Consider the following 24601-nt stretch of genomic DNA (forward strand, 5'->3'; position numbering starts at 1 on the left):
GATATGAAGTTCAAGCGTGTTTTTGGTTTAGTTATGGATTCAGTTGGTGCAGGAGCAGCACCGGATGCAAATAAGTTTGGCGATGAGGGTGCTGATACTTTAGGGCACGTTGGTCACCATTTTGCTGGAAAACTGGCGTTACCTAATCTAGCCAAAATCGGTTTATCTAACTTGCGGGAAACACCAATCGAGGGTGTACCGGTGGCTGATGATCCTCATGCCTATTATGGCAAGATGCGGGAGATTTCAGCTGGTAAGGATTCAATGGATGGTCACTGGGAAATGATGGGGTTACCTGTTCGTAAGGCATTGAGTACATTCCCTAACGGCTTCCCCGCTGACATCATTACAAAATTGGAAACGTTTTCTGGACGTAAAGTGATCGGTAACCGACCAGAATCAGGGACCAAAATCATTGCTGAGCTGGGCGAACAACAGATGAAGACCGGCGACTTGATTGTCTACACGTCCGGGGATTCTGTGTTACAGATTGCGGCACACGAAGACGTGATTCCATTGGCGGAACTCTATAAGATCTGTGAATATGCGCGTTCATTAGTCAATGGACCGGAATACTTGGTTGGCCGGATCATTGCTCGGCCATACGTTGGGCCAGATGCAGACCACTTTACGCGAACAGCAAACCGGCGTGATTTCACGTTGGAACCAACTGGTGAGACTGATTTGGATCGGTTACAAGCAGCCGGTGTTCGGGTAGTTGCTGTTGGTAAGACCAACGACATCTTCTCTGGTCATGGGATTGATGAAGCTTACCACAATGAAAGTAACATGGATGGTATGGATCACGTTGATCACGTCATGACTGAAGACTTTACCGGTTTTTGTTTCATTAACTTAGTTGACTTTGATGCGATGTATGGTCACCGGCGGAATCCCGATGGGTTTGGTCAAGCATTGATGGACTTTGACCAACGCTTGGGAACGGTATTGGCGAACATGCATGATGATGACTTGTTAATGATTACTGCCGATCACGGGAACGATCCAACTTATACGGGGACGGATCACACCAGAGAACAAGTGCCATTATTAGTGTACTCACCAAGCTTCAAGCAAGGTGGTAGCTTAGGTGTTCGTTCGCCATTTGCTGACTTTGGTGCGACCGTTTTGGATAATTTCGGTGTTGCCGGTAACCATGAAGGACACAGTTTCTTAGCAGAATTGAAGTAGTCGAGACAACCACTTTAGGAGGAACAAATTATGAGTAATCATTTGGAAGCCAAAATGGGCGATATTGCAGACACGGTCTTACTGCCAGGTGATCCACTGCGGGCTAAGTATATTGCAGAAACCTTCTTAGAAAATCCAGTTTGCTACAACACAGTTCGAAATGCCTTTGGGTATACCGGAACGTACAAGGGCAAACGAATCTCGGTTCAAGGAACCGGGATGGGGATTCCATCGATTTCAATTTATACCAATGAGTTGATTAGTGAATATGGTGTTAAGACCTTATTCCGGGTGGGAACCTCCGGTGGGATGAGTCCCGATGTTCATGTTCGTGACGTTGTTCTAGCGCAAGCAGCCTCAACCGACTCCTCAATTATTCATAACACGTTCGGTGGTGGTATCTACTACGCAGCTATTAGTGATTTTGGTTTGTTAGATACAGCCTATCATGTTGCACAGGATCTGAAGATTTCAGTTCGAGTTGGGAATGTGCTGGCCGAAGACCGGTTCTATAACGATGAAATGGATCGTCAAAAGCTGGTCGATTACGGGGTTATTGCGACAGAAATGGAATCAACAGCCCTCTTTATGTTAGCAGCGAAGTACCATGTTCGGGCATTATCGGTGTTGACAATTAGTAATCACCTGATGACAGGCGAATCAACAACGCCAGAAGAACGAGAAAAGTCATTTAACGATATGATTAGGGTTGCCTTAGATACGGCTGCTAAAGCGTAATGAAAACGCGGGAACGGGGACCCCGCGACCGCGTTTTTTAATGAGATGTTTAAGGAGAGATGATAATGGCGGAGACCACGGCTGAACGGTTGGGACAAGCCCTGACCGTGGCAAAGATGTACTATCAGGCTGACCAAAGTCAAAGCCAGATTGCCCAACAAATGGGAATTTCACGGCCAACGGTCTCTCGGTTACTACAGTTTGCCCGAGAACAAGGATTGGTTCGTATCCAAATTGTTGATCCCGTACAAGACGTTCAAACCTTGGAGCGGGCATTGACGCGGGCCTATGATGTTGAGGTTCATGTTGTGGCGACGCAATTGACGCCCGTCAATGATGTACTAACGACGGTGGGTGAATACGCCGCACACTACTTGGAACAGATTGTTCATGAGCATGATGTGATTGGTATCGGTTGGGGGAAAACAATCTATGCGATTGGTTCGAGCCTACAACCAGATACGTTAACCGGGGTAGAAGTCATCCAACTGAAGGGTAGTGTGAGCTACTCGACGGAACAGACCTATGCGTATGAAAGCATTGACGCCTTTGCCAATGCCTTTCATGCAGTGCCACAGTATTTGCCGTTACCCGTGATCTTTGACCACCAACAAACTAAGGAATTGGTGGAAGCGGAACGACATATTCAGTATTTGCTAGCACTTGGCGAGAAAGCCAACATTGCGATTTACTCTGTGGGAACGGTCCGCAGTAATGCACTGGTTTTTCAGTTGGGGTATTTACAGGAAGCAGAAAAAGAAGCGTTGCAACAGCAGGCTGTCGGAGATATCTTTTCTCGCTATATTGACGAGCAGGGCCAAATTGTTAATCCAGAATTGAACGAACGGACGATTGGCATTGACCTGGATAGTCTAAAGCAAAAGGAACATTCGATTTTAGTGGCGGCTGGTGATGCCAAAGTGCCGGCTGTTAGAGCAGCGTTGCTTGGCGGTTACCCTAATTGTCTCATTATCGATCAACATGCAGCGGCACAACTACTAAAGGTCACAACGCCAGACCAATAGGCAATAGAGCGGTTTAAGAAATGGAGCGATCTAACGATGAGAATGGTTGATATTATTGATAAGAAACGTAATGGTGGCGAGCTAACCCAAGAAGAAATTCAGACGTTTGTGGATGGCGTCGTTTCAGGAGAAATTCCAGATTACCAAACGAGTGCGTTCTTAATGGCCACGTATTTTAAAGACATGACGGATGCTGAACGCTCCGAGTTGACCATGGCAATGATGAAGTCGGGCGATCATTTAGATTTATCGAGCATTCCCGGATTGAAAGTTGATAAGCATTCAACCGGTGGTGTCGGAGACAAAACCAGTATTCCATTAGCACCAATCGTTGCGGCCTTAGGAATTCCAGTGCCGATGATCTCTGGTCGGGGCTTGGGGCATACTGGTGGAACGTTGGACAAATTGGAAGCGATTCCAGGCTATCAAGTTGAAATCAGTGAGAGTGACTTCTTAAAACAAGTTCGCGATCAAGGTTTGGCAATCGTTGGGGCAACCGGAAATATTGCCCCCGCTGATAAGAAGATTTATGCCTTACGGGATGTGACGGACACCGTTGATTCAATTCCATTGATTGCCAGTTCAATTATGAGTAAGAAGATTGCCTCAGGTACCGATGCGTTAGTGATTGATGTGAAGACTGGTGCCGGTGCGTTCATGAAGACGCTGGACGATTCACGGAAGTTAGCTAAAGCGTTAGTGGGGATTGGTAAGGGCGTTGGAATGGATTGCATGGCCATCATCTCCGATATGAACCAACCACTAGGTAACGCGATTGGCAATGCTCTGGAAATTAAAGAATCCATTGACTTACTGAAGGGCCAAGCCCCTGCTGATATCACTGAATTGGTCATGACCTTAGGTGCCCACATGGTTGTCATGTCCGGCAAGGCTGATGACTTGGAGACGGCCCGTGCGATGTGTGAAAAGACCATCACTGACGGTTCTGCCTTACAGAAGTTTGGTGATATGGTCGCAGCACAGGGCGGTGATCGGAACGTGATCGATCATCCTGAAATCATGCCACAAGCGAAATTCAAGATTGAGCTGCCAGCGAAGACGAGTGGTGTCGTTAGCAAGGTTGAGGCTGATGAAATGGGAATTGCTAGCATGTTGCTCGGTGGTGGTCGGCAAAAAGCTGATGACCAATTGGATTACGCAGTTGGTATCATGATGAACAAGAAGGTTGGCGACCCGGTTAAGGCGGGCGAATCTCTGTTGACCATCTACAGTAATCGTGAGGATGTTGCTGATATTAAACAACGACTCTATGACAATATTGAAGTGCGTGACACGGCGGAACCATTTACGTTAATTCACGAAACGATTCGGTAATGTTTCAATGAGGGCATGCCCAGACTGTAAAAGTCCGGCATGCCTTTTGGTATTTCCCCATCGTAAAAAAAGGCGGACAATATCAGTGACAATTACGGTAATTTTGTTTACACTTTAAAGTAAAAATAGGTGCAGTAAAGTTCCGGGGAGGTCATGGCTATGTTGGATCACTTGTTAACGGTCATTCGTGAGGAACATTTAGCAGAGCAACTGTATCACAGCCTTGTGGGGTTAGAAATAGAGGAGCATCGCATTGATCAGCATGGGCGCTTGAGTCAACGCCCGCACCCGCGCCAATTGGGATCACGGACGATTCATCCGTACTTACAAACGGACTTTACAGAAAGCCAGTTAGAGGTGATTACTGATCCCAACCCCAATATCGGGGGGACATTAGATCAATTAGACACATTACAAACAGTGGCTTATCGCTCGTTGGCTGGGGATGATCGAATCTGGCCACTGAGCATGCCGCCTAAATTAGATGAGACAGATTTGCAATTTGTTCGGAATCATTTTGAACGACCGGCAATCAAGCCCTATCGGGAACATTTGATTCATAAATATGGACTCAAGCATGGGTGTATGACTGGCGTTCACGTAAATTATAGTTTACCAGATCCCGTGATTAATCGGCTTTACAGCCATTACACACAAGAATTTCCAACATTAGTCGCATTTAAGAATGCTTTATATTTTCGACTGGCCCAAAACTTTGTGCGTTATCAGTGGTTATTGACCTATTTGTTTGGCGCAAGTCCTATTGCTGAGGCGGGGTTCTTCGATCCGGTACCAGCGGAGTTACAACATCCCGTCCGTAGTATTCGAAATAGTCGATTTGGCTTCGTTAATTTGCCACAAGAACAGGTGGGGTATGAGTCATTGCCGGGACATTTGGCACAACTCCAAGCGATGATTGATGCGGGAACGTACTTTTCCGCCCACGAATTTTATGGTCCAGTTCGACTAAAGGGCCAGAACTCGGCTCAGAATTTTCTAACGGGGGGCATTCGTTATCTGGAACTGCGTGATTTTGATAACACGCCGTTTACCCCGAATGGTGTGAGTCGTCATGCATTGTATTTCTTGAAATTCTTCATGATCTACCTGTTAACACAGCCTTTGCCAGAGAATATCGCAACGGCGTTGGCAACGGCCCGGCTTAAAAACCAAACGGTCGCGTTAGAAGATCCGCTGCAGGCAACCCAGTATCAAGCTGAGGGTGAGCAAATCTTTGCAGCGATGCGTGAGATGGCAAAGCAACTCAATGCTCATACGGAACAGTGGGAAAATATTGATGACTTAGAGGAAGTTTTGATGCATCCGGAATTAACGCCAGCAGCCAAGCTAGTGGCCAAGATGCATGAGGGGAGTCTTATGAAGTTCGGTCAGGCGGTAGCGCGCCAATGGTATCATGAGCGGATTAGCGCGCCAACCTTATTGCCCCGGTTAACTCAAGTCACCGCGGCAACTCAGCGGTTTGTCATGGCAGCATTACAAGCCGGTGTACGATTTTACCAGGTTAGGGATGAAGATGGCGCCGACCTGCTGATGTTTACTTTTGCTGGGGTAACCCAAGTGTTGCAAGAGCGGGATATGCAAGTTGGTGATCCCAATCAACGTCTTCATGAGTTATTTCCTGACTTACCAAGTGGTGACCAGGGGGTTATCGTGTGACCGTGTTAGAGATGAAAGGTGAACCTTAACGGGTTCACTTTTTTTGGCTTAAATTGAAAAATAAGATGAAAGCAAGTCGTGTCAGTCATTCAGAGGGACATTTAAACGATCATTTTCACAAACCTCAAAAAAACATTGTAAGCCCTTTAATTTTGTGATAAAGTAATTTCTGTTGTTGAAATGATCCTGATTTAAGGGTTGTATTACAGTAAGTAAATCGATTTACGCATTTTCGAGTGATGCTTAGGATAAAGTATCTACTTGTTTAGTAGTGTTTATTGAAAGAGATTACACGCTCGTTAGTGATCAAAGAAAGATAAAGGAGAAGATTGAGATGAAAAAGACGACGGTTATTAATTCAGAGTTATCCACGGTTATTGCCGGTATGGGACACATGGATTGGTTAAGTATTGGTGATGCTGGTATGCCAGTCCCAATGGGTACCCAAAAGATTGATTTGGCTCTAACTAAGCAATTGCCTAGTTTTCAGGATGTTTTGAAGAATGTTTTAAGTGAATTGGCGGTTCAAAAGATTTATTTAGCCGAAGAAATTAAGACTCAGAACCCAGAGCAATTGGCGGCCATTCAGGCATTACTTCCAGATGTCGAAGTTGCTTTTGTCCCACATAGCCAATTGAAGCAGGATTTGGCAAAAACGCATGCCTTTGTCCGGACTGGCGAAATGACCCCATTTTCGAATATTATCCTAGAATCTGGCGTGACTTTTTAGGCGATGTAAAACGTTTTACGATTTGAATTAGACATAAAGGAGAGTTTGATATGCAAGCAACTGAAACCAAGCACGGCTGGACCCAATTAGCGGACGGCTACCTCAGCAAAACGCCATTATTTCAATTTATTTTAGTTTCATTGATTTTTCCACTGTGGGGAACTGCGGCCAGTTTAAATGATATTTTGATTACGCAGTTCAAGACAGTCTTTCAACTTAACGATGCCGCGACGGCCTTTGTTCAAAGTGCCTTCTATGGTGGGTATTTCTTAATTGCCATTCCGGCATCCTTGATTATTAAGAAGAACAGTTATAAATTTGCCATCATGACCGGGTTGATCTTTTATATCATCGGGTGTGGGCTGTTTTTCCCGGCCTCACATCTCGCAACTTACAGTATGTTCCTGGTGGCCATTTTTGCCATTGCCATTGGTCTGAGCTTCTTGGAAACATCATGTGATACGTATAGTTCAATGCTGGGACCGAAGCAACACGCCACGATGCGCTTAAACTTTTCCCAGACATTAATTCCGTTAGGCGACATCATGGGAATTGTTTTAGGGAAGTACTTAATCTTTGGTTCTGTAGGTAATTTATCTGAAAAGATGAGCCATATGCACGGTGCAGCACGCATTGCTTACGGCGAGCAGATGTTACAATTGACGTTACGGCCTTACAAATATATCTTAATCGTGTTACTCGTGATGCTGATCATTTTCGCTATAACGCCGATGCCACGGGCTAAGGCGACAAAAGAAATTGCGGGGCAACAACAAGAGGAACGGCCGAGTCTTGGCGAAACCCTAAAGTATTTGGCGCATAACAAGCACTATATCAAAGGGGTGGTGACCCAGTTCTTCTATGCGGGTCTGCAAACAACCGTCTGGTCCTTTACGATTCGTTTAGTCTTGAATCTGAATCATCAGATTACCGACAGCGGCGCATCAACCTTTATGATTTATAGTTATGTGGCGTGGTTCGTTGGTAAGCTGGTTGCCAATACCTTTATGAGTCGCTTCTCAATTACGAAGGTGCTGACGTGGTACTCCTTATTAGGGACATTAGCATTAGTTGTGACCTTTACGGTTCCGAATATGATTGCGGTCTACGCAGCCATCTTAACGAGTTTCTTCTTTGGTCCAGAATGGCCAACGATTTATGCGCACACATTGGATGCCGTTACGGAGAAGAAATACACTGAAACGGCTGGGGCAATTATCGTGATGGCCCTGATCGGTGGTGCAGTCATTCCAGCCATTCAAGGCCTGGTTTCTGATGCGACCGGTTCAATGCAGTTCTCATTCGTTGTCCCAACGCTCTGCTACGCTTTAATTACAGGGTACTTCTTCTTCGAACATCGTTTTGAGAAGGCTCACCCTAACGAAGTTCAAGAACATTAATAAAAGGGCTCAAACCATTTATTTATGGTCTGAGCCTTTTTTTAGGTAGTTAAGCCTGACGATGTCGTTGGTGCCAGAAGTAAATCGGTAACCCGATTAGTGTGAGACCCAATCCGGTAATCGCCAAACCAGTTTCAGTTAGTAGCGTCGTCACAATAATGAAGAGACCGCCAACTAAGGCAATCAGGGGAATGATGGGGTAGCCAGGCACGCGATAAGGCCGTGCTAGCTTTGGTTCAGTTTTACGTAGACGAAAGACTGCCAAGAAGATGAGGCAGTTGAAGACCCACATAACAAAGACCAGCATGTCGGTTAAGAGATCGAAACTACCCATTAACATCATAATAAAGGCAATCACGAACTGCACGCTCCCAGCAAAGTACGGGACAAAGGTGTGCGGGGACAACCGGCGGAAATGGTGTGAAAAGGGGAGACTGTCTTCTTCAGCCATGGCAAAGGGGACGCGCATTCCCGTTAAGGTATACCCATTGATCGCACCGTAAACGGAAATAAGAATCCCAATGGTGACCAATTTGCCACCGAACTGTCCAAAAAGCTTCATTGAAGCATCTGCTGCAGCATTTTGATTACCCGCGATTAGATCAATTGGCAATGTTTTTAAAAAAACGAGATTAATTAAGGTATAGACAACGGTGATGAGTGCTAAACCAATGATGATTGCGCGTGGCAGGTCTCGTTCAGGATGTTTCATTTCCCCGGCAATATTCCCAATGCTAATCCAGCCGTCATAGGCAAACATAGTTGCCAGTAAACTGGAGCTAAAGGCGCTCCCCCAGTTTAGATGGTTCCCAGTGGTGATCGGCCACAGATGAATGACCGTATGAGTTGGCGCTAAGAGGCCAAAAATAACGATTACAGCGATTGGGATTAGCTTAAAAATTAAGGCAATCGACTGAACTGATCCACCGACCTTAGCGCCGAGAAAATTCAATCCGGTAATGCTCAAACCGCACATAATGGCGATTGGCAATTGCCACGCGGCACTTAAATGAAAGAGGGCCACCCATTGTGTCCCAAAGATAATAGATAATGCCGCGATGTTAGCGGGGTAGTAGACCAAAATTTGTGCCCATCCCATCAAAAAACCCACCGGCTTGCCATAAGCGTATTCTAAGTAACGCATGGCGCCACCGGTGCGGGGGATTGCTGCTGCCAACTCGGCACTAGTCAGTCCAGCGCAGATGGTTAAAATCCCCCCTAAAATCCAAGCCGCTAATGTCATGTTTGCGGAGTGATTAGCGGCGACCACGCTTGCCGTTTTGAAGAAGACCCCACCACCGATAACCGTTCCCATAACGGTAGCCAGGGCCGTAAACGTGCCGATTTCGCGGCGTAATTCTTTTGCCAAAAGCTTGGCTCCTCTCTACATGTAAAGACTAATTTAATCATTATAGCACGGAAAATTACGAATGAACGGTGACGTAGAGAGTTTTTTTCCAAGAAAAAAGGTTGTCCGCGTTATGGCGAACAACCTGATCTTTGTAGCTTAGTGGAAAGCAACATTTAATAATAAGACGATCAACAGACCGACTACCGAAATAATGGTTTCCAAAACGGTCCAAATACTTAGAGTTTGTTTAACCGTTAAATCGAAGTATTCGCGGAACATCCAGAATCCAGCATCGTTGACGTGAGAGGCTGCTAGGGAACCAGCACCGATAGCCAGAACCATTAACGCTGGATCAACACCGGATTGAGCCATCAATGGTGCGACAATCCCGGCAGCGGTTAATGCAGACACCGTGGCAGAACCCAAGGCAACCCGTAGAACAACAGCAACTAACCAACCCAAGATGAGGGGTGACATGTTGGAGTTGATAAAGAGCTTAGCAACTTCTTTACCAACACCACCGTCAATTAAGACTTGCTTGAAGGCACCACCACCACCAATAACTAAGAGAAGCATGGCAATGGATTTGACGGCATTTTCCAGCGTTTCCATGATAGCAGAGGTTTTACGTTTCCGGCCCCAACCCATCGTGAACATGGCAACTAACAGAGAAATTAACATAGCAATGGCCGGGTCACCGATCAAGGCTACGATTTGATCTAACATCGTGGCATTCTTAGTTGGTGTGGCGCCACCATCGACCGTCATTTTGTAAATGGTCGTAATGGCCATTAGGATAACTGGGAAGAGTGACGTTAAAACGGAGAGGCCAAAGCTAGGGGCCTCAGAAGGCTTAAACGTCTTAATTGTTCCTAGAGAAGATAAGTTACCTTTTTGTTGAAAGGCGCTGGGCGCAAACTTCTGGGCCATCTTGGTAAAAAGCGGTCCAGCCACAATAGCTGATGGAATTGCAACCACTAACCCGAACAGTAAAACTTTACCGTCATTGGCGCCCAGAACTTGGGCGATGGCAACAGGTGCCGGGTGAGGGGGTAAGAACCCATGAGTAACGGACAATGCTGCTGCCATAGAGATTCCAAGGTACAGAATTGGGACTTCAGCTTCAACCGCAATGGCGAAGACGATGGGGATTAACAGAACCATCCCAACTTCGAAGAATAGTGCGATCCCCAGAATAAAGGAAGCAAGCATAATAGCTAATTGGAGCCGCTTTTTCCCGAACTTGTCAATTAACGTTGTGGCAATGACATAGGCCCCGCCGGCGTCGGCGACTAACCGACCTAACATAGCCCCGAAACCAAAGACTAGGGACAGCTCGCCAAGTTGACTCCCAATTCCGGCTTCGATCGTAGCCGCAATCTTAGTGAGGTTCATCCCCAATAGCATCGCCGTTAAGACAGATGTTAAAATCAGGGAGACAAAGGTATTGATTTTGAATCGAATAATGAGGACCAAGAGGAAGATGACCCCAATTAATAAAGCAATAAGTTCCATAAGAAGTAAGCCCTTTCATATGATGAATTTTGAAAAGCCAACGTGAGAACGTTGGCTCTCCAATAAGAAGTACACATATTGTACTTGAAAGTTTTTGGTTTGTACACAATTTGTTTCAAAAAAGTTTAATTTATTCGTTTAGTTTTCTGAAACAACCAAACGAAGTCGTTTTACTTGTTAATATGGTGAACGTGCGTCCGTTGGTATTCGGCGATGTTCTTATATTCTGATTGTAATTGACGACTTAGACGAATATAAATTGGGACAAGTGCCCGGTAAGCGTCATAAGTTTCTGGATTTGGATGGTGCACGTTAGCAACCCCGATAAAGTTCTTGACGGCAGACAAGTCATCAATCATCCCTAAAGCGTACATCCCTAAAGTAGCGGCACCCAAGGCAGTTCCTTCAGGACTTTCTGGAATGGTGACATCTTGTTCGAAAATATCAGCGAGCATTTGACGCCAAAGTTCTGAACGCGCAAAGCCACCAGTTGCTTGAATACTGGAAGGTTTGCCAACAACTTCTTCCAACGCCAACATAACGGTGTAGAGGTTGTAGACGATACCTTCTAGAGCTGCGCGGACCATGTGAGCTCGTGAATGGGTCCGCGTTAAGCCGAAGAAAGACCCCCGAGCGTTAGCATCCCAGATAGGGGCCCGTTCACCACCTAAGAATGGGTGGAAGATTAAACCATCGGAACCGGCTGGAACCTTAGCAGCGATTTCAGTCAAGAGGTCATAAGAATCCACTTGCATCTGTTCAGCGGTGATCTTTTCTGGGGCAAAGAGTTGGTCACGAACCCAACGGAAGACGATCCCCCCGTTGTTAACGGGACCGCCGACAACCCAATGATCTTTGGACAGGTAGTAACAGAAGACCCGACCCTTAGGATCAATCTTAGGCTTATCGGTGACAACCCGAACGGCACCAGATGTTCCAATGGTAACCGCAACCACACCTGGCTTGATCGCGTTGACGCCCAGGTTAGCCAATGGACCATCAGACGCGCCCATGATAAATGGTGTTTGTGGGTCCATGCCAATCACGCCAGCGTAATCAGCCTGCATACCGGTAATTTGATCAGTTGTGTCAACCAACTTAGGCAGTTGATCACGGGTAATTCCGGCAACTTCAAGGGCTTGGTCGTCCCAATCCATGTTGAAGATGTTAAATAAACCGGTGGCGTTAGCAATGGAATAATCTTCCTGTAAAACGCCGAATAATTTATAAATAACGTATTCTTTGATGCCGACGAACCAACGAGCTTGTTTGAACAGGTCGGGTTGGTCATTGCGCAACCAAATTAGCTTGCTGAGTGGTGTCATTGGGTGAATTGGCGTTCCCGTCTTTTCGTAAAGTTGCTTACCCACACCATTTTCCCGGAGTTCATCGGCATACTTAACGGCACGATTATCGGCCCAAGTAATTGCTCGCGTTAGGGGTTGGTGATCTTCGTCTAACAAGATTAAGCTGTGCATGGCTGCGGAGAATGAAACACCGTGAAGGGTGCCATTCTTCAAGTCTGCCTTGCGTAAAACAGTGGTTAATCCATCAATGATCGCGGAGAAAATTTCTTCTGGATCTTCTTCGGCCATATCTGGTTCATCTTGGTAGAGGGGGTATAGGTTATTTGAATACCCCTGCATCTTGCCATCGGTGTCATATAAGACAGTCTTGACACTGGTGGTTCCAATATCGACCCCAATCATGTAGTCCATAGTGCTCTTCCTTTCGTGTCGCTAGAGTTTGTAAACCCGCTCGATCGTTGGTGATCGAACGGGTGAATTCAACATAATGAATGAAGCGCTTTAAAAACGCGCGATTTTGACAACATCGCTATTATATGTAAAAAAGTTTCACTTTTCAAGGCTTTTGTTGTAAAATGTTTACAAAAATGTGTTTGTACGCTTCATTTATTGGAAAGAGAGGTGGGGCATGTGACCCGCTCAACAATTGGAAAGATTCGGGGAACATATGACCAACTGTCACGAACGGAAAAAAAGGTTGCCCAGATGGCCTTAAACACGCCCGCAGTCGTCAGCGAGATGACAATTAAGGAACTAGCCAGCGCAACCGGGGTATCAACGGCGACCATTTCACGCTTTGTGAAACGAATGGATTATGCCAATTATCGGGAATTCACTATGGCGTTGGCGCACTTAGCAATTGAAGATGGTGGCGAGCACCAAAGTTCTTTCCCAGAGCTAGCTGAGGGTGATTCATTGGCAACCATTGCCAATAAAACTTTCCATTACACCATTAGCTCGTTAGAGGCAACAAATGAGGCATTGAGCGAGAAGGACTTAGCTCGTGCAGTTTTGAAGCTCATTAATGCGGAGAAGGTGACCTTCTTCGGGCTGGGGGGCTCTTCAATTGCAGCCCTTGATGGCTATCATAAGTTTTTACGCACTGCTTTATCGGTGACTTACTATCCCGATTTTGATATTCAATTAATGCAGGCAGCGCGGCTAAGCGATCAGGACTGTGCGGTGGTGATTTCCCATTCGGGACGTAACTCGGAGACCCTACAAGTGGTGGAAGAACTGCAACGCAACGACGTTTCAATTATTGCAATAACGAGCTACAGTGGTTCACCGTTGGCACAGGCTGCCGATGTAACCTTTTTATCGTTGACGGACGAAGTTAATTATCGTTCAGAGGGGATGTATTCCCTGATTTCACAATTGGCGATCTTGGACACGCTTTTTATGATGACTGTTTTGCGCGTTTCTTCACGAACTGGGAACGTGATGACTAAGGTCCACGATGTGATTGAACAGACCCGTCATGATTCTTAAAGCCATGGTATAATAAGTAACAACTTTATTGGGCTAAAAGGAGAACTGGGGCGGAATGGCGAAACGACGGGATTATCAACCAATCTATGACAATACCTATCAGCGACAACGACGTCACTTTTGGTGGGTCGTGGGTCTATTTCTGATCTGTGTAATTGTCGGTGGCCTGAGCTGGTGGCAGTGGCAAGCTTATCAACGGCAGCAGCTCTCGAATTATCCTATTCAGGGTGTGATGATTAACCAAGACAGTGGGTACTTGGACTTTCAGCAGTTAGCCAATCGTGAAAAGTTTGTTTACTTGCAGGCTACGTCAGGTGCCACTTACACTGATGATGCCTATGGCGATAACTTTTCGCGGTCTCAAGGAGCAGACATTGCCGTGGGGGTCGTGCACACCTTTAGTTTTACCAGTTCGGCTGAACAACAGTATCGCCATTTTCGAGCGACCGTGAAGGAAGACTCAGGAACGCTACCCATTATGGTCGCCGTTGCTTATTACGGCAAGTACAACAACGATAATCACCAGATGGCCATGCAAGGGCAGAAGCTTAAAATGCTCGTCCAAAAATTAACTCAGCACTATTCGCAAGGGGTCATCATCTTGGCGACGCATCAGGTGCTGGATCAGTTTGTCCATCCCGTTTTACCAGCATTACACTACTGGGTGGCTGACGGTCGGTTAACGGGCCAAGGGGCGCAGGTGAAGTTTATCGAGTATGATGCGAATGGAACAATGACACAAAACGCGCAAAGTCATGCCGTTGAACGGGCGGTCTTTAATGGTGATCGACGCACTTGGCAAAATTTTATTCACTAAAAGAGAGCTGACCAACGATTAGATCGTCGGTCAGCTCTCTTAATTAGGTTCCCTTTAGTTGACCGTGATGATTCAATCATTAAGGGGCTTGATTTGATAAGTACAGTCATCGGCTTCATCAAAAAACGAAATTGGTTGCTGTTCATTGGCGTGAACCGTTAGATGATAGCCAAATTTATCCTGAAAAGTCAGGTGCTGTTCGTTGAGATCTTGTACACGGACTTGCAACTGGTGGTCATCGATTTGCACGTCAAGATTAGGACTAATTTCTAACCGGTGTCGTCGTTGGTTGTGGGGGTCAACAAATTGCCATGATCCCACGTAAAACAATGGCGATTCGCTAGGCTGCTCTTGTTTCTTTTTACGTAATGAGAAGCCACCTGTTAGTCCGGCCACCAGTGAAACACCAAATAATGCGATTTCGCGCCCTTTCACCGGTAATCCCTCCCTTGCATTTAAGTACTCCTTAAATATAACATTTTTGGGGGAGAATGCTCCAACAATTCCCCTTGATTTTGGGAAATTTAATTCTAATGCTATCGCCTAGCCGCGGTGACTGTTAAAATAGGAATAGTCATAAATACTGGAGGGATTTGTATGATTCGCATCGGAACAGTTGGGACGAATTGGATTACACAGCAATTGGTTGAGGCGTTAGCGTTGAGTAAACGTTATGAACTAGCCGCTGTTTATTCTCGGCATGAAGATACGGCAACGGCATTCGCCGCTAAAAATCACGCACAAGCTAGTTACACAGACTATCGCGACATGTTGCAACAAGCTGATTTGGATGTCGTCTATCTAGCATCGCCAAACAGTGTTCACTTTGAACAAGCTATGCAAGCAATCGCCCACGATATTTCGGTAATTGTTGAGAAGCCGGCTTTTAGTAACCGACAAGAAATGATCGCGGTACAGGCGGCATTAGCTCAACACCCGCAAGTCAAATTTTTTGAGGCCGCGCGTCACGTACACACGCCGAACTTTCATGCGATTGAAAAGGCACTTGCTGGTTTGACAACGGTCCAAGGTGCGGCTTTGACTTACATGAAGTATTCTTCACGGTATGATGATGTTTTAGCCGGTGGGACACCGAATGTCTTTACGCCAGAGTTTTCTGGCGGTGCATTGCAGGACTTAGGCGTTTATCCGATTTACCTGGCAATTGCACTGTTTGGTGAGCCGACAGATGTGGCTTATTATCCGACATTGATTGCTACTGGAGCCGATGGGAAGGGCTTAGCAGTCTTACGATATGGAGATTTTGACGTTTCCGTTTCCTTTGGAAAAACCAGTAACTCCTATGCGATTTCCGAAATTTACGGCCTAAAAGAAACGATCACATTGGATAGTGCCGGAGAATTAACTCATGTAGAACAGTACGACGAGACGGGGACCGTACAAAATTTAAGTCAGCCGGATTTGGCTAATCCAATGTTACCAGAAGTTGTTGACTTTGCGCGCGTATTGACTGCACCTGATGATGCGCAAAATCAAGCCGATTATCACCGATGGATGGCATGGAGCTTAACGGCCAACCGGGTGCTTTATCAATTGCGTGTAAGTGCTAATTTACGCTTTCCAGCTGATGATAACGATTAGGAAGGATTTTTAATGTTAAAACAATTTGAGACCCATTTTAAAACACTGGGCTACCGGGAACCTACAGCCATTCAAACGGCCGTATACGAGCCGTTAGCCAGTGACCACAACAATGTCTTGGGCTTAGCCCCCACGGGTTCTGGTAAGACGGTGGCCTTTACGTTACCAGCCTTGGCTAATTTACTGCCAGGCGATGGGACACAATTGATTGTGCTTGAACCATCACAGGAATTGGCGATTCAGACGAGCCGTGTGATGCGAGACTGGGCGAAATTATTGGATCTACAAGTCTTGGCCTTAACTGGTGGGGCCAATGTCAAACGACAAACGGAACGCCTGAAAAAACGGCCGGAAGTCATCGTGGGGACGCCAGGTCGTGTTTTGAACTTGGTGACAGATCGCAAGCTTAAACTACACTTGGTATCCTTATTGATCGTGGATGAGGCTGATGACTTGTTAACCGGTGAAACGTTGGATACGGTGCGTTCGATTGCGCAGGCCGCGCCAGCAGATGTCCAATTAGGCTTCTTCTCGGCAACGGATACGCCGATTTTGCACGAACTTGACCAATGGTTTGGGCAAACCGTCGAACGAATTGACGTTCGGGAGCAGGACCAAACGCAGGGCGTTGTCCGTCATGGCTTGCTGCAAGTGGGCATGGGTAAGCGTGATCAAATGCTGAAACGATTGTTGGCATTGCCTAACTTTCGGGCATTAGTCTTCTTCAAACAAGCTAGCACTTTGCGGCATACCGCGACGAAGTTCTACCATGAACACGTCTCAGCGGCTAGTCTGACGAGTGATTTGCGACAGGTTCAACGTGAGAAGGCACTTCAGGATTTTCGCCAGGGGCGGATTCGCTTGTTGCTAACAACAGATGTGGCAGCTCGGGGGTTGGATATTCCTAAATTGCCAGCGGTTATCAATTATGATTTACCAACGCAGGTGAACGAGTATGTTCATCGTGTCGGGCGAACCGGACGAATGGGTGAACCAGGGCAAGTGATCAGTTTAGGTGACGATCACGATCTGCGGGATTTGAAAAAGTTATTGAAAGAAACCGATTATGAGCTAGTGCCGTTGTATTTTAATGGGCGTGCCTTAAGTACGGAACGACCGGTGGCCGCAAAAAAAACGTCTGTAGCAACGCCGGTGGCCAATCGGACAACGGCGCAAGCGCCAACAGAAACGCCAGTAGCCAAACCACAGCAACGGCAGTCACGGACGGGGAGCAACGCCGTTCCTGTACCAACGCCAACGAAAAAGAAGAAGCATAAAAATCGACATTCCAAAAATAAAGGGATGCGTAAAAAGTGGCGGGACCGTGATACGCAGAAGTAACGCTTTACAATTAAAATGATCCGTGTCAGAATTGATGACGGGTCATCATGTCCCCATAGCACAACTGGATAGGGCACTCGCCTCCTAAGCGAATGATCCCGGTTCGAGCCCGGGTGGGGACAGTTAAGTGGTCATCACGATGAACGTGATGACTTTTTTAAAAACAACGTTTGAAAGGGGTTTCAAAGAAGGATGCAAACAAAACGATTATTACGGGGTGTATTTTGGACCGTGCTGGCAGGTTACTTTTGGTATTTCAATGCGTTACATACCAGTGGCTTAGTTGGGGTTATGCAAGATATTTTTGTGGGAATCGGGATAGTTGCCGCACTGTTTTATTACATCACATTTGTGATCGGCTTATTCCATCGGCGCAACTAGTTAAGATGGATGGTTACCCCTAATGGCTAAATATCATTTATAATGAAAGTAACAAATGAGTGAGGAGGCGTTTTGGATGGATAATATGAAATCAATGAATCCGAAACAGGTTAAGCGAATTTTGGTCGGGGTTGATGATTCACCTGATGCACAATTAGCTTTCCGGTATGCGATGAATCGGGCCAAAACGGATCAGGCAGAACTGGTGATTTGTTCCGTTTTGGAGTCCGACAACATGAATATCTACCAAGCTTTAAGTAAAGATTACGTCCATGGTCAACGGAGTGATTTGCAACAACACTTGCAGAGCTATCAGCAACTGGCCGAACGTTTTGGCATTCAACGCGTGAAAGTGATCATTGGCGAAGGCGATCCGGGGGAAACAATCGTAAAAAAGATTATTCCTGAGGTCAAACCGGATTTATTAGTGGTTGGTTCGCTGTCCAAATCCGGTGTGCGGAAATATTTTGGGAGCCAGGCGGCCTATATGGCAAAATATTCTCCAATCTCTGTAATGATTGTGAGATAGCGGTTTCACGCCGATTAACGACACTGATTTGAAAATAACATTCAATTTGCCCCTTGAAACTTGAAAATATTTTTCATACAATAGTTCTTATGCGAAGTGGTCGAATTAGCTGCGGTAGGTTAATCCATCAGAATCGAGCATAGGAAAAGAGAGAAAAAATGCAGTTCGTAGTTCTATTATTAGGTATTTTACTGTTACTCTTCTTAATCATTCGAGTAAAGTTAAATACGTTTGTTTCCCTCATTGTGACGTCAATCCTAGTCGCCTTAGGCTTGGGTATGAACCCTGCTAACATTGCGGATGCAATTAAGAATGGGATCGGCAGTTCAATGGGCGAGTTGGTCATTGTCTTTGGATTCGGAGCCATGATTGGGCGGTTAGTGTCCGATGCTGGTGGGGCTTACCGAATTGCCCGGACATTGATTAACGTCTTTGGTAAAAAGCGATTACAAGTCGCTGTTGTGATTGCCTCATTTCTGATTGGGATTTCCCTACTGTTTGAAGTGGGCCTGGTCTTAGTGACACCAATCGTGTTTGCGGTTGCATTGGAAGCCGACGTGCCATTCCTGTATCTCGGTATCTCTATGGCGGCAGCCCTATCCGCAACGCAAGGATTTTTACCGCCACAACCATCACCAACTGCTGTGGCAACGGCCTTAGGTGCTAATATTGGTGAAATGCTGATTGTTGGGATTATTGTAGCGATTCCTTGTGTGATTGTGGCTGGTCCAATCTGGACGCGAGTGGTTCGCAAATTCAATCCAGACCTGTTTGTTGTTAAGAAGTCTTTGCCAGCCTTTGGTGAAATCAAGCAGTTCAAGCTTGAAGAAACTCCTGGATTTGGCTTATCGATCTTAACGTCATTATTCCCCGTGCTCTTCATGATCCTAGCAACCATCTATGAACTGACGGTTGAAGGTGGGAAAACGCCGACAAATCCGCAAGGGCTAAATGCGGTTGTTTCGATGTTGGGCAACCCTGTGGTGGCCATGGTGATTGCGTTACTCTTTGCCATCTGGTCTATGGGGTATCATCGTCAACGGAGCATGAAGCAAATCAGTGCCACGCTGGAAGAATCTGTTAAGTCTACGGCTATGCTTTTGATGGTTATTGCTGGGGGTTCAGCCTTCAAACAAGTCCTGATCGATGGCGGTGTTGGTAAGGCTGTGCAGGAATTAATGATGCACTCCAAGTTCTCACCAATCGTCTTAGCCTGGTTAATTACGGTTATCTTACGGATTTCTTTGGGATCTGCAACGGTTTCTGGGATGACGGCTTCTGGTTTAGTCTTACCACTCATGCATTCAATGGGAGCCGATCCAGTTATGATCGCTCTGGCTATCGGTGCCGGGTCCTTAGCGGCGTCTCACGTTAACGATGCTGGTTTCTGGATGTTCTCAGAATACTTTGATTTAAGCGTTAAGCAAACTTTCCAAGTGTGGACAGCCTTGGAAACCGTGATTTCTGTAGTTGGGTTACTCATGGTGCTCTTGATGAATGTTATTATCAATTAAATAATAATTGTGGCTTGTGTCTTCGGACATGAGCCTTTTTTGTATGGCAAAAAAACACCGACCACTTCTGGCCGGTGTCGAATGATTATTGTTCTTCTCGAATAATGTATTTAGGACGATGCTTAGTTTCTAAGTAGATTTTACTGATATATTGACCAAGAATTCCCAAGCAAAACAACTGAATACCACCAACCAGGAGCATAATGACGACTAGAGATGGCCAGCCAGCAACGGCACCACCGACGGTCAATGCGCGGACAATGACGAAAATTAGGCCAACAATTGATAGCAGAAATGAGAGACTCCCAATCCATGTGGCCAGTCTTAGCGGCGCATCGGAAAAGTCAATGATTCCCTCAATAGAATAGGCAAACAGTTGCCGTAAGTTCCAATGGGTCGTCCCGGCCGCCCGTGGTTGACTTTCATAAGCCAAGTAAGTGGTCTTGAAGCCCACCCAACTAAAGATACCCTTAGAAAATCGGTTGAATTCTGGTAGTGACAAAACAGTATCAACATATTGTCGTGTCATTAAGCGATAATCACGGGCGTTGGGTTCAATATGCACATCAGATAGCCAATTGATAACCCGGTAAAAGCTCGATGATAAAAACGCGCGTAATTTGCTTTGACCGCGACGTTCTTTTTGAACCGTGCCAACACAATCGTAGCCATCATTTTCAATGAGAGCGAACATTTTTGGTAGTAACTCGGGTGGATCTTGTAAATCGACATCCATCACTGCCACCAGATCCCCAGTCGTGGCTTGTAATCCCGCAGCGAGGGCCGATTCTTTACCAAAGTTTCGCGAAAACGACCGATAATGGACCGTTTCGGGATAACGTTGGTGTAATTGCTTCATCTCGTCTAAGGTGTGGTCGGAAGACCCATCATCGACGAAGATATACTCCGGTTCAACCGTCGGAGTGGGGGTGTTCATGGACGTGATCACCTTGCTAACGGTTTGGTAAAATAAAGGTATGGACTCCTCCTCGTTATAGCAAGGAACGACCAAACTGATTTTTTTCATCATAAGACATTCCTTTCACACAACGATACCATCTTACCTCAAATTTGGGAGGCTTACCATTACAATTCGCTTAAAGTCTGACATCAGTTTAATGGCTGATAACGGGTTATTGAAGAAAAATGGGAATTGATAACAAGACGGCCGGGCTTCTGCTATAATTGACCTAACTAACGTGACGTTGGAGGAAGATTTGAATGAAACCCATAAAAGTCATGACGGTCTTTGGGACCCGTCCAGAAGCGATTAAAATGGCACCTATTATTTTAGCCATGCAACAACGGCCGAATGAATTCACCCCCATTACGGTGGTTACGGCCCAACATCGGGAAATGTTGGATCAGGTTTTAAATATTTTCCATATTCAACCAGATTATGATCTAAACATTATGCGGCCTAAGCAAACATTGAGTGGCATTACAACGCGGGTCTTGACCCAGCTTGATGAAGTCTTAGATGATGCCCAGCCGGATATCGTACTCGTTCATGGTGATACGACTACAACCTTTGCAGCCAGTGTCAGCGCCTTTTATCACCAAACAAAGTTGGGACACGTTGAAGCAGGACTGCGTACGTGGAATAAGTACTCGCCTTACCCGGAGGAAATGAATCGACAATTGACGGATATTTTAAGTGACCTTTACTTTGCGCCAACGACGTTGTCACGAGACAATTTATTAAAGCAAGCGCACCCAGCCAATCAAATCTATGTGACGGGAAATACGGCAATTGATGCGTTAAAACAAACCGTGAATGAGCAGTATCATCATCACGTGTTGGACCAGGTTCAAGCGGGTCACCGCTTAATCTTATTAACGATGCACCGGCGAGAAAATCAGGGTGCTCCCATGCACGCGGTCTTCAAAGCTGTGCGTCAAGTTGTTGAGGCCCATGATGATGTTGAAGTCATCTATCCTGTACATCTAAGTCCGGCCGTGCAAGCAGTGGCCCATGAAGAATTAGATGGTATGGCGCGGATTCACCTGATTGATCCGCTGGACGTGGTTGATTTTCATAACTTAGCGGCACGTAGTTACTTCATCATGACAGACTCCGGTGGTGTCCAAGAGGAGGCGCCGTCGTTGAATAAACCCGTCTTAGTGCTACGCGACACGACGGAGCGGCCAGAAGGGGTTACAAATGGCACGTTAAAGTTAGTTGGCACAGATCCGTTACGCGTAACGACTGCCATGGAAAGTCTGTTAACTGACGAGAACGCCTATCAACGGATGGCCCAAGCCAAGAATCCTTATGGGGATGGCCGGGCCTCAGAACGGATTTTAGCGGCGATTCAGGCGACGTTTGATGGAGGTCAGAAGAATGGCTGAAACAGCTTATGATCGGGCAGAGATTAAAACAACGGAACAGTTGTCGGAAATCATGCGAGACATCCACTTGGCCGCGGAAAAGAATCATGAGCGGTTTGATTATAAAATCTTGCGTAATGTGCACTTTGCCAATAAGGTTAAAAATCCTGTGACCCAAGAAATGAACGATGGAGACTCTTGGCGTGTGATGCAGATTGATAATTTACTGGTCACGTCGTTTGGGGTCATTAACGTCGAAAGTAAGTATTGGCGGGGAATGATTTTCCATGATCTTGCTGAAGAATTGTTTTCGTCGAGCTTGGATGATTTCTCAGCGGTTAATTTATCGAGTCACGAAAAAACACCCGCGAGCGCGTTGACCAATCGGTTAGATCGGTTCTTTTTGCCCAATTTGTCAGAGGAAAATGAATCCTTAACGCAAGGATACACCATGAGTTTGGAGCAGGAGGGACGTGGACAACGTTCGATTACGTTACACACCGGGATTAGTAATCCGGCAACGCAAGCAGAACTCTCATCGAAATTGTTGGTGCGGTATATTAATAGTGAAATCACCATGCACAAGCAATTGGAAAATAAGAACGATCGGATCATTGATTTCGTTAAACCACTGGTTTATTACAATTACTATGACCGTTATGAACACAGTAATTCGCTGGTAATTGGTAATAAAACCAAGCTCAATCCGCGCGATGCTTATAACTGCACGGCAGTGGCTAATTATCAGGATCTGGCAACTTTTATTGAAACGTTCCGTCAGGCCAAGCGAGTTCGGTTTAGTCGTAAGACGTTAGATAAAATGGTAGGCACACTCAAATTTGCCGAAGAGTATGGCACATTTTAAGGGGGATTAGACACGGTGAGCATTCAATGGCGCAAGCGCGCGAGTCAGATTAAACACGTGATTCAAACCATTAGCAAACACTATCAAATGGCCAACGTGTCAGATTCGGCTGTCGTATTAGCCTACTACACGTTATTATCCTTATTTCCGGCGTTATTGGTTATTGCTAGTCTGCTACCTTACCTTAATATCCAAACGGAAACTGTTTTAGAGAGTATTGAACCAATGGTCCCCGAAAGTATCTTCTCGATGTTAAAACCAATTATTCATTCATTCTTGAATACTCGAAGTGGCGGGGTACTTTCAATTGGGGTGATTGTGGCCTTATGGTCGTCGTCCCGAGCAGTAGCAGCTTTTCAGCGAACGGTTAACGGAGCCTACGGTGTGGCTAAGAGTCAAAATGCTTTAGTGAACCGTATCGTCGCTTTCTTTTGGATGGTTGCGTTGATTGCGTTTCTGTTTGTTTTGATGTTGTTCTTTAGTTTTGGCCAGATTATTTTGGAACAACTGGCCCCATACCTACACGTGCCTCATGAAATTATCGGTTATATTAATGCCGCTAAGTGGCCAGTCACATTTTTGGTGGTTCTGTTGGTTCTAATGATTCTGTTGTATTTTGTTCCGAGTGCTAAATTAAAGTGGCGCTTTGTGTGGCCGGGGGCCTTAACCGCTACGGTCGGCTGGTTATTGCTATCTCAAGCTTTTTCACTGTATGTGAAGTATTTTGTGCATAACATGGATAGCTACCGCACGATTGGGACATTTATCGTGTTGATGTTTTGGCTTGATTTCACAGGGTTGATCTTAATGTTTGGTGCGGTTTTAAATGCGGCAATTCAAGATATGATCCTAGGGAGAATCGAGGAGCAAGAAGCAATGGGGATCCCCAAGCTATTAAAGTATCGGTTGAAGAAAAATAAAGATTAACCTAAAACGAGCCCGAGACAAAAATGTCTTGAGCTCGTTTTGTATTAGGCTTGAACAGCTGCTACTAGTTGTTCGGCAAAGTGATCTAATTCATCGATAGCTGCTTGATCGGGCGCTAAGTTAATCTTGACACTAGTGGCACCACGAGTTGCCCCAGTTTGTTGAAAGGCCGCTTCAAAGTGATCAACGGTCGTATTGTAATATTCACCATAAAACGTATCACCGGAACCGGCAACACCGTAGATTTTTCCCGGAAGCTTAAGTGTTTGAAGATCTTCGTAAAAGTCTAAGCCTTCATCTGGCAAAGACCCTTCATCGTATGTATAAGCACAAACGACGCAAATATCAGCCTGTTCAAATTCGGCCGCGTCGGTTTGCGAAATTTCGGTCTCAGTCACTTGACAGCCCAAGGCACTTAGCTTTTCAGTCACGATGTCGGCCACGTCTTCGTTGTTTCCGGTAATAGTTGCAAAAACGACATGAGCAGTTGGCATAAAGTCACTCCTTTTTTAAAGTATTCTTTAGTATTGATTA

The 24601-nt window shown here is 45.8% G+C and carries 23 protein-coding genes and 1 tRNA gene; 18 read left to right on the forward strand and 6 right to left on the reverse strand.

From position 1 onward, the window contains the following. The first annotated feature begins 3 nt into the window (after window positions 1-3). The 7 genes from ACP4IT_RS06890 to fucP all read left to right on the forward strand — a co-directional run bounded on the left by ACP4IT_RS06890 (window position 4) and on the right by fucP (window position 8096). A complete protein-coding gene (locus ACP4IT_RS06890) occupies window positions 4-1191 on the forward strand; it encodes a phosphopentomutase (RefSeq protein WP_011668297.1) in 1188 nt (395 codons plus the stop codon). 30 nt (window positions 1192-1221) lie between these two features. Continuing rightward, on the forward strand, window positions 1222-1929 hold the full coding sequence (gene deoD / locus ACP4IT_RS06895; RefSeq protein ID WP_011668296.1) for a purine-nucleoside phosphorylase: 708 nt from the start codon (window positions 1222-1224) through the stop codon (window positions 1927-1929). A gap of 65 nt (window positions 1930-1994) precedes the next feature. After that, window positions 1995-2954 (forward strand): sugar-binding transcriptional regulator, encoded by a 960-nt coding sequence (locus ACP4IT_RS06900; protein WP_172757556.1) that lies wholly within the window; start codon window positions 1995-1997, stop codon window positions 2952-2954. Between the two features lie 36 nt (window positions 2955-2990). Next, window positions 2991-4289, forward strand: a complete 1299-nt coding sequence (locus ACP4IT_RS06905; RefSeq protein WP_011668294.1) for a pyrimidine-nucleoside phosphorylase — start codon at window positions 2991-2993, stop codon at window positions 4287-4289. Window positions 4290-4448: 159 nt separating this feature from the next. Beyond that, on the forward strand, window positions 4449-5966 hold the full coding sequence (locus tag ACP4IT_RS06910) for a gamma-glutamylcysteine synthetase (RefSeq protein WP_011668293.1): 1518 nt from the start codon (window positions 4449-4451) through the stop codon (window positions 5964-5966). Window positions 5967-6300: 334 nt separating this feature from the next. Further along, window positions 6301-6696, forward strand: coding sequence for a D-ribose pyranase (rbsD, locus tag ACP4IT_RS06915; RefSeq protein ID WP_011668292.1), 396 nt, complete (start codon window positions 6301-6303; stop codon window positions 6694-6696). Window positions 6697-6746: 50 nt separating this feature from the next. Then, on the forward strand, window positions 6747-8096 hold the full coding sequence (fucP, locus tag ACP4IT_RS06920) for an L-fucose:H+ symporter permease (protein WP_011668291.1): 1350 nt from the start codon (window positions 6747-6749) through the stop codon (window positions 8094-8096). Between the two features lie 49 nt (window positions 8097-8145). On the opposite strand, the gene ACP4IT_RS06925 is transcribed toward fucP, so the two are convergent. The 3 genes from ACP4IT_RS06925 to gntK all read right to left on the reverse strand — a co-directional run bounded on the left by ACP4IT_RS06925 (window position 8146) and on the right by gntK (window position 12680). Continuing rightward, window positions 8146-9411 carry an APC family permease gene (locus ACP4IT_RS06925; protein ID WP_042254846.1) on the reverse strand — a complete coding sequence of 422 codons (1266 nt, stop codon included), beginning with the start codon at window positions 9409-9411 and terminating at the stop codon, window positions 8146-8148. 192 nt (window positions 9412-9603) lie between these two features. Beyond that, window positions 9604-10962, reverse strand: a complete 1359-nt coding sequence (locus ACP4IT_RS06930; protein ID WP_015473960.1) for a gluconate:H+ symporter — start codon at window positions 10960-10962, stop codon at window positions 9604-9606. Between the two features lie 170 nt (window positions 10963-11132). After that, on the reverse strand, window positions 11133-12680 hold the full coding sequence (gntK, locus tag ACP4IT_RS06935; RefSeq protein ID WP_011668288.1) for a gluconokinase: 1548 nt from the start codon (window positions 12678-12680) through the stop codon (window positions 11133-11135). Between the two features lie 219 nt (window positions 12681-12899). Here gntK and ACP4IT_RS06940 point away from each other — a divergent pair, with 219 nt between their 5' ends. Both ACP4IT_RS06940 and ACP4IT_RS06945 read left to right on the forward strand, forming a co-directional pair. Next, window positions 12900-13760: a MurR/RpiR family transcriptional regulator gene (locus ACP4IT_RS06940; protein WP_011668287.1), complete on the forward strand. Its 861-nt coding sequence runs from the start codon at window positions 12900-12902 to the stop codon at window positions 13758-13760. 55 nt (window positions 13761-13815) lie between these two features. Beyond that, on the forward strand, window positions 13816-14577 hold the full coding sequence (locus ACP4IT_RS06945; protein WP_011668286.1) for a GH25 family lysozyme: 762 nt from the start codon (window positions 13816-13818) through the stop codon (window positions 14575-14577). Between the two features lie 72 nt (window positions 14578-14649). Here ACP4IT_RS06945 and ACP4IT_RS06950 read toward each other — a convergent pair whose 3' ends face one another. Next, window positions 14650-15012, reverse strand: coding sequence for a DUF4828 domain-containing protein (locus tag ACP4IT_RS06950; RefSeq protein WP_011668285.1), 363 nt, complete (start codon window positions 15010-15012; stop codon window positions 14650-14652). 162 nt (window positions 15013-15174) lie between these two features. Here ACP4IT_RS06950 and ACP4IT_RS06955 point away from each other — a divergent pair, with 162 nt between their 5' ends. From ACP4IT_RS06955 to ACP4IT_RS06980, 6 genes are all read left to right on the forward strand, one after another. Beyond that, complete coding sequence (locus ACP4IT_RS06955) at window positions 15175-16179, forward strand: Gfo/Idh/MocA family protein (RefSeq protein WP_024855548.1); 1005 nt, start codon at window positions 15175-15177, stop codon at window positions 16177-16179. Window positions 16180-16191: 12 nt separating this feature from the next. Further along, the gene (locus ACP4IT_RS06960) at window positions 16192-17520 is read left to right on the forward strand and encodes a DEAD/DEAH box helicase (RefSeq protein ID WP_226769764.1); all 1329 of its coding nucleotides are present in this window, start codon (window positions 16192-16194) and stop codon (window positions 17518-17520) included. A 49-nt stretch (window positions 17521-17569) separates the two neighbouring features. Then, window positions 17570-17642, forward strand: a tRNA-Arg gene (locus ACP4IT_RS06965). A 70-nt stretch (window positions 17643-17712) separates the two neighbouring features. Then, window positions 17713-17901 carry a hypothetical protein gene (locus ACP4IT_RS06970; protein WP_011668282.1) on the forward strand — a complete coding sequence of 63 codons (189 nt, stop codon included), beginning with the start codon at window positions 17713-17715 and terminating at the stop codon, window positions 17899-17901. A gap of 85 nt (window positions 17902-17986) precedes the next feature. Next, on the forward strand, window positions 17987-18430 hold the full coding sequence (locus tag ACP4IT_RS06975) for a universal stress protein (protein WP_024526622.1): 444 nt from the start codon (window positions 17987-17989) through the stop codon (window positions 18428-18430). 158 nt (window positions 18431-18588) lie between these two features. Then, window positions 18589-19944, forward strand: coding sequence for a gluconate:H+ symporter (locus ACP4IT_RS06980; protein ID WP_426855373.1), 1356 nt, complete (start codon window positions 18589-18591; stop codon window positions 19942-19944). An 85-nt stretch (window positions 19945-20029) separates the two neighbouring features. On the opposite strand, the gene ACP4IT_RS06985 is transcribed toward ACP4IT_RS06980, so the two are convergent. After that, window positions 20030-20971, reverse strand: coding sequence for a glycosyltransferase family 2 protein (locus ACP4IT_RS06985; protein ID WP_024855549.1), 942 nt, complete (start codon window positions 20969-20971; stop codon window positions 20030-20032). 194 nt (window positions 20972-21165) lie between these two features. Between ACP4IT_RS06985 and wecB the strand changes: the two genes are divergently transcribed. The 3 genes from wecB to ACP4IT_RS07000 are packed head-to-tail and all read left to right on the forward strand — an operon-like array spanning window position 21166 to window position 24067. Next, the gene (gene wecB / locus ACP4IT_RS06990) at window positions 21166-22296 is read left to right on the forward strand and encodes a non-hydrolyzing UDP-N-acetylglucosamine 2-epimerase (RefSeq protein WP_426855375.1); all 1131 of its coding nucleotides are present in this window, start codon (window positions 21166-21168) and stop codon (window positions 22294-22296) included. Next, window positions 22289-23140, forward strand: coding sequence for a nuclease-related domain-containing protein (locus ACP4IT_RS06995; protein WP_011668277.1), 852 nt, complete (start codon window positions 22289-22291; stop codon window positions 23138-23140). The genes wecB and ACP4IT_RS06995 overlap by 8 nt, the downstream gene beginning before the upstream one ends. 15 nt (window positions 23141-23155) lie before the next feature. Next, entirely contained in the window at window positions 23156-24067 is a 912-nt protein-coding gene (locus ACP4IT_RS07000; RefSeq protein ID WP_226769765.1) for a YihY/virulence factor BrkB family protein, read from the forward strand. 44 nt (window positions 24068-24111) lie between these two features. Here the strand turns inward: ACP4IT_RS07000 and ACP4IT_RS07005 are convergent, their stop codons facing one another. Then, window positions 24112-24561 carry a flavodoxin gene (locus ACP4IT_RS07005; RefSeq protein WP_011668275.1) on the reverse strand — a complete coding sequence of 150 codons (450 nt, stop codon included), beginning with the start codon at window positions 24559-24561 and terminating at the stop codon, window positions 24112-24114. Between the last annotated feature and the right edge of the window lie 40 nt (window positions 24562-24601).

This window comes from Levilactobacillus sp. LN180102 (assembly GCF_050106635.1).
Classification (GTDB): Bacteria; Bacillota; Bacilli; order Lactobacillales; family Lactobacillaceae; genus Levilactobacillus; species Levilactobacillus brevis.

Bases quoted from the DNA above. Each gene is read 5' to 3' on its own strand.
- ACP4IT_RS06890 (WP_011668297.1), top strand. From the start codon at position 4: ATGAAGTTCAAGCGTGTTTTTGGTTTAGTTATGGATTCAGTTGGTGCA.
- deoD (WP_011668296.1), top strand. From the start codon at position 1,222: ATGAGTAATCATTTGGAAGCCAAAATGGGCGATATTGCAGACACGGTC.
- ACP4IT_RS06900 (WP_172757556.1), top strand. From the start codon at position 1,995: ATGGCGGAGACCACGGCTGAACGGTTGGGACAAGCCCTGACCGTGGCA.
- ACP4IT_RS06905 (WP_011668294.1), top strand. From the start codon at position 2,991: ATGAGAATGGTTGATATTATTGATAAGAAACGTAATGGTGGCGAGCTA.
- ACP4IT_RS06910 (WP_011668293.1), top strand. From the start codon at position 4,449: ATGTTGGATCACTTGTTAACGGTCATTCGTGAGGAACATTTAGCAGAG.
- rbsD (WP_011668292.1), top strand. From the start codon at position 6,301: ATGAAAAAGACGACGGTTATTAATTCAGAGTTATCCACGGTTATTGCC.
- fucP (WP_011668291.1), top strand. From the start codon at position 6,747: ATGCAAGCAACTGAAACCAAGCACGGCTGGACCCAATTAGCGGACGGC.
- ACP4IT_RS06925 (WP_042254846.1), bottom strand. From the start codon at position 9,411: ATGGGAACGGTTATCGGTGGTGGGGTCTTCTTCAAAACGGCAAGCGTG.
- ACP4IT_RS06930 (WP_015473960.1), bottom strand. From the start codon at position 10,962: ATGGAACTTATTGCTTTATTAATTGGGGTCATCTTCCTCTTGGTCCTC.
- gntK (WP_011668288.1), bottom strand. From the start codon at position 12,680: ATGGACTACATGATTGGGGTCGATATTGGAACCACCAGTGTCAAGACT.
- ACP4IT_RS06945 (WP_011668286.1), top strand. From the start codon at position 13,816: ATGGCGAAACGACGGGATTATCAACCAATCTATGACAATACCTATCAG.
- ACP4IT_RS06955 (WP_024855548.1), top strand. From the start codon at position 15,175: ATGATTCGCATCGGAACAGTTGGGACGAATTGGATTACACAGCAATTG.
- ACP4IT_RS06960 (WP_226769764.1), top strand. From the start codon at position 16,192: ATGTTAAAACAATTTGAGACCCATTTTAAAACACTGGGCTACCGGGAA.
- ACP4IT_RS06970 (WP_011668282.1), top strand. From the start codon at position 17,713: ATGCAAACAAAACGATTATTACGGGGTGTATTTTGGACCGTGCTGGCA.
- ACP4IT_RS06975 (WP_024526622.1), top strand. From the start codon at position 17,987: ATGAAATCAATGAATCCGAAACAGGTTAAGCGAATTTTGGTCGGGGTT.
- ACP4IT_RS06980 (WP_426855373.1), top strand. From the start codon at position 18,589: ATGCAGTTCGTAGTTCTATTATTAGGTATTTTACTGTTACTCTTCTTA.
- ACP4IT_RS06985 (WP_024855549.1), bottom strand. From the start codon at position 20,971: ATGAAAAAAATCAGTTTGGTCGTTCCTTGCTATAACGAGGAGGAGTCC.
- wecB (WP_426855375.1), top strand. From the start codon at position 21,166: ATGAAACCCATAAAAGTCATGACGGTCTTTGGGACCCGTCCAGAAGCG.
- ACP4IT_RS06995 (WP_011668277.1), top strand. From the start codon at position 22,289: ATGGCTGAAACAGCTTATGATCGGGCAGAGATTAAAACAACGGAACAG.
- ACP4IT_RS07005 (WP_011668275.1), bottom strand. From the start codon at position 24,561: ATGCCAACTGCTCATGTCGTTTTTGCAACTATTACCGGAAACAACGAA.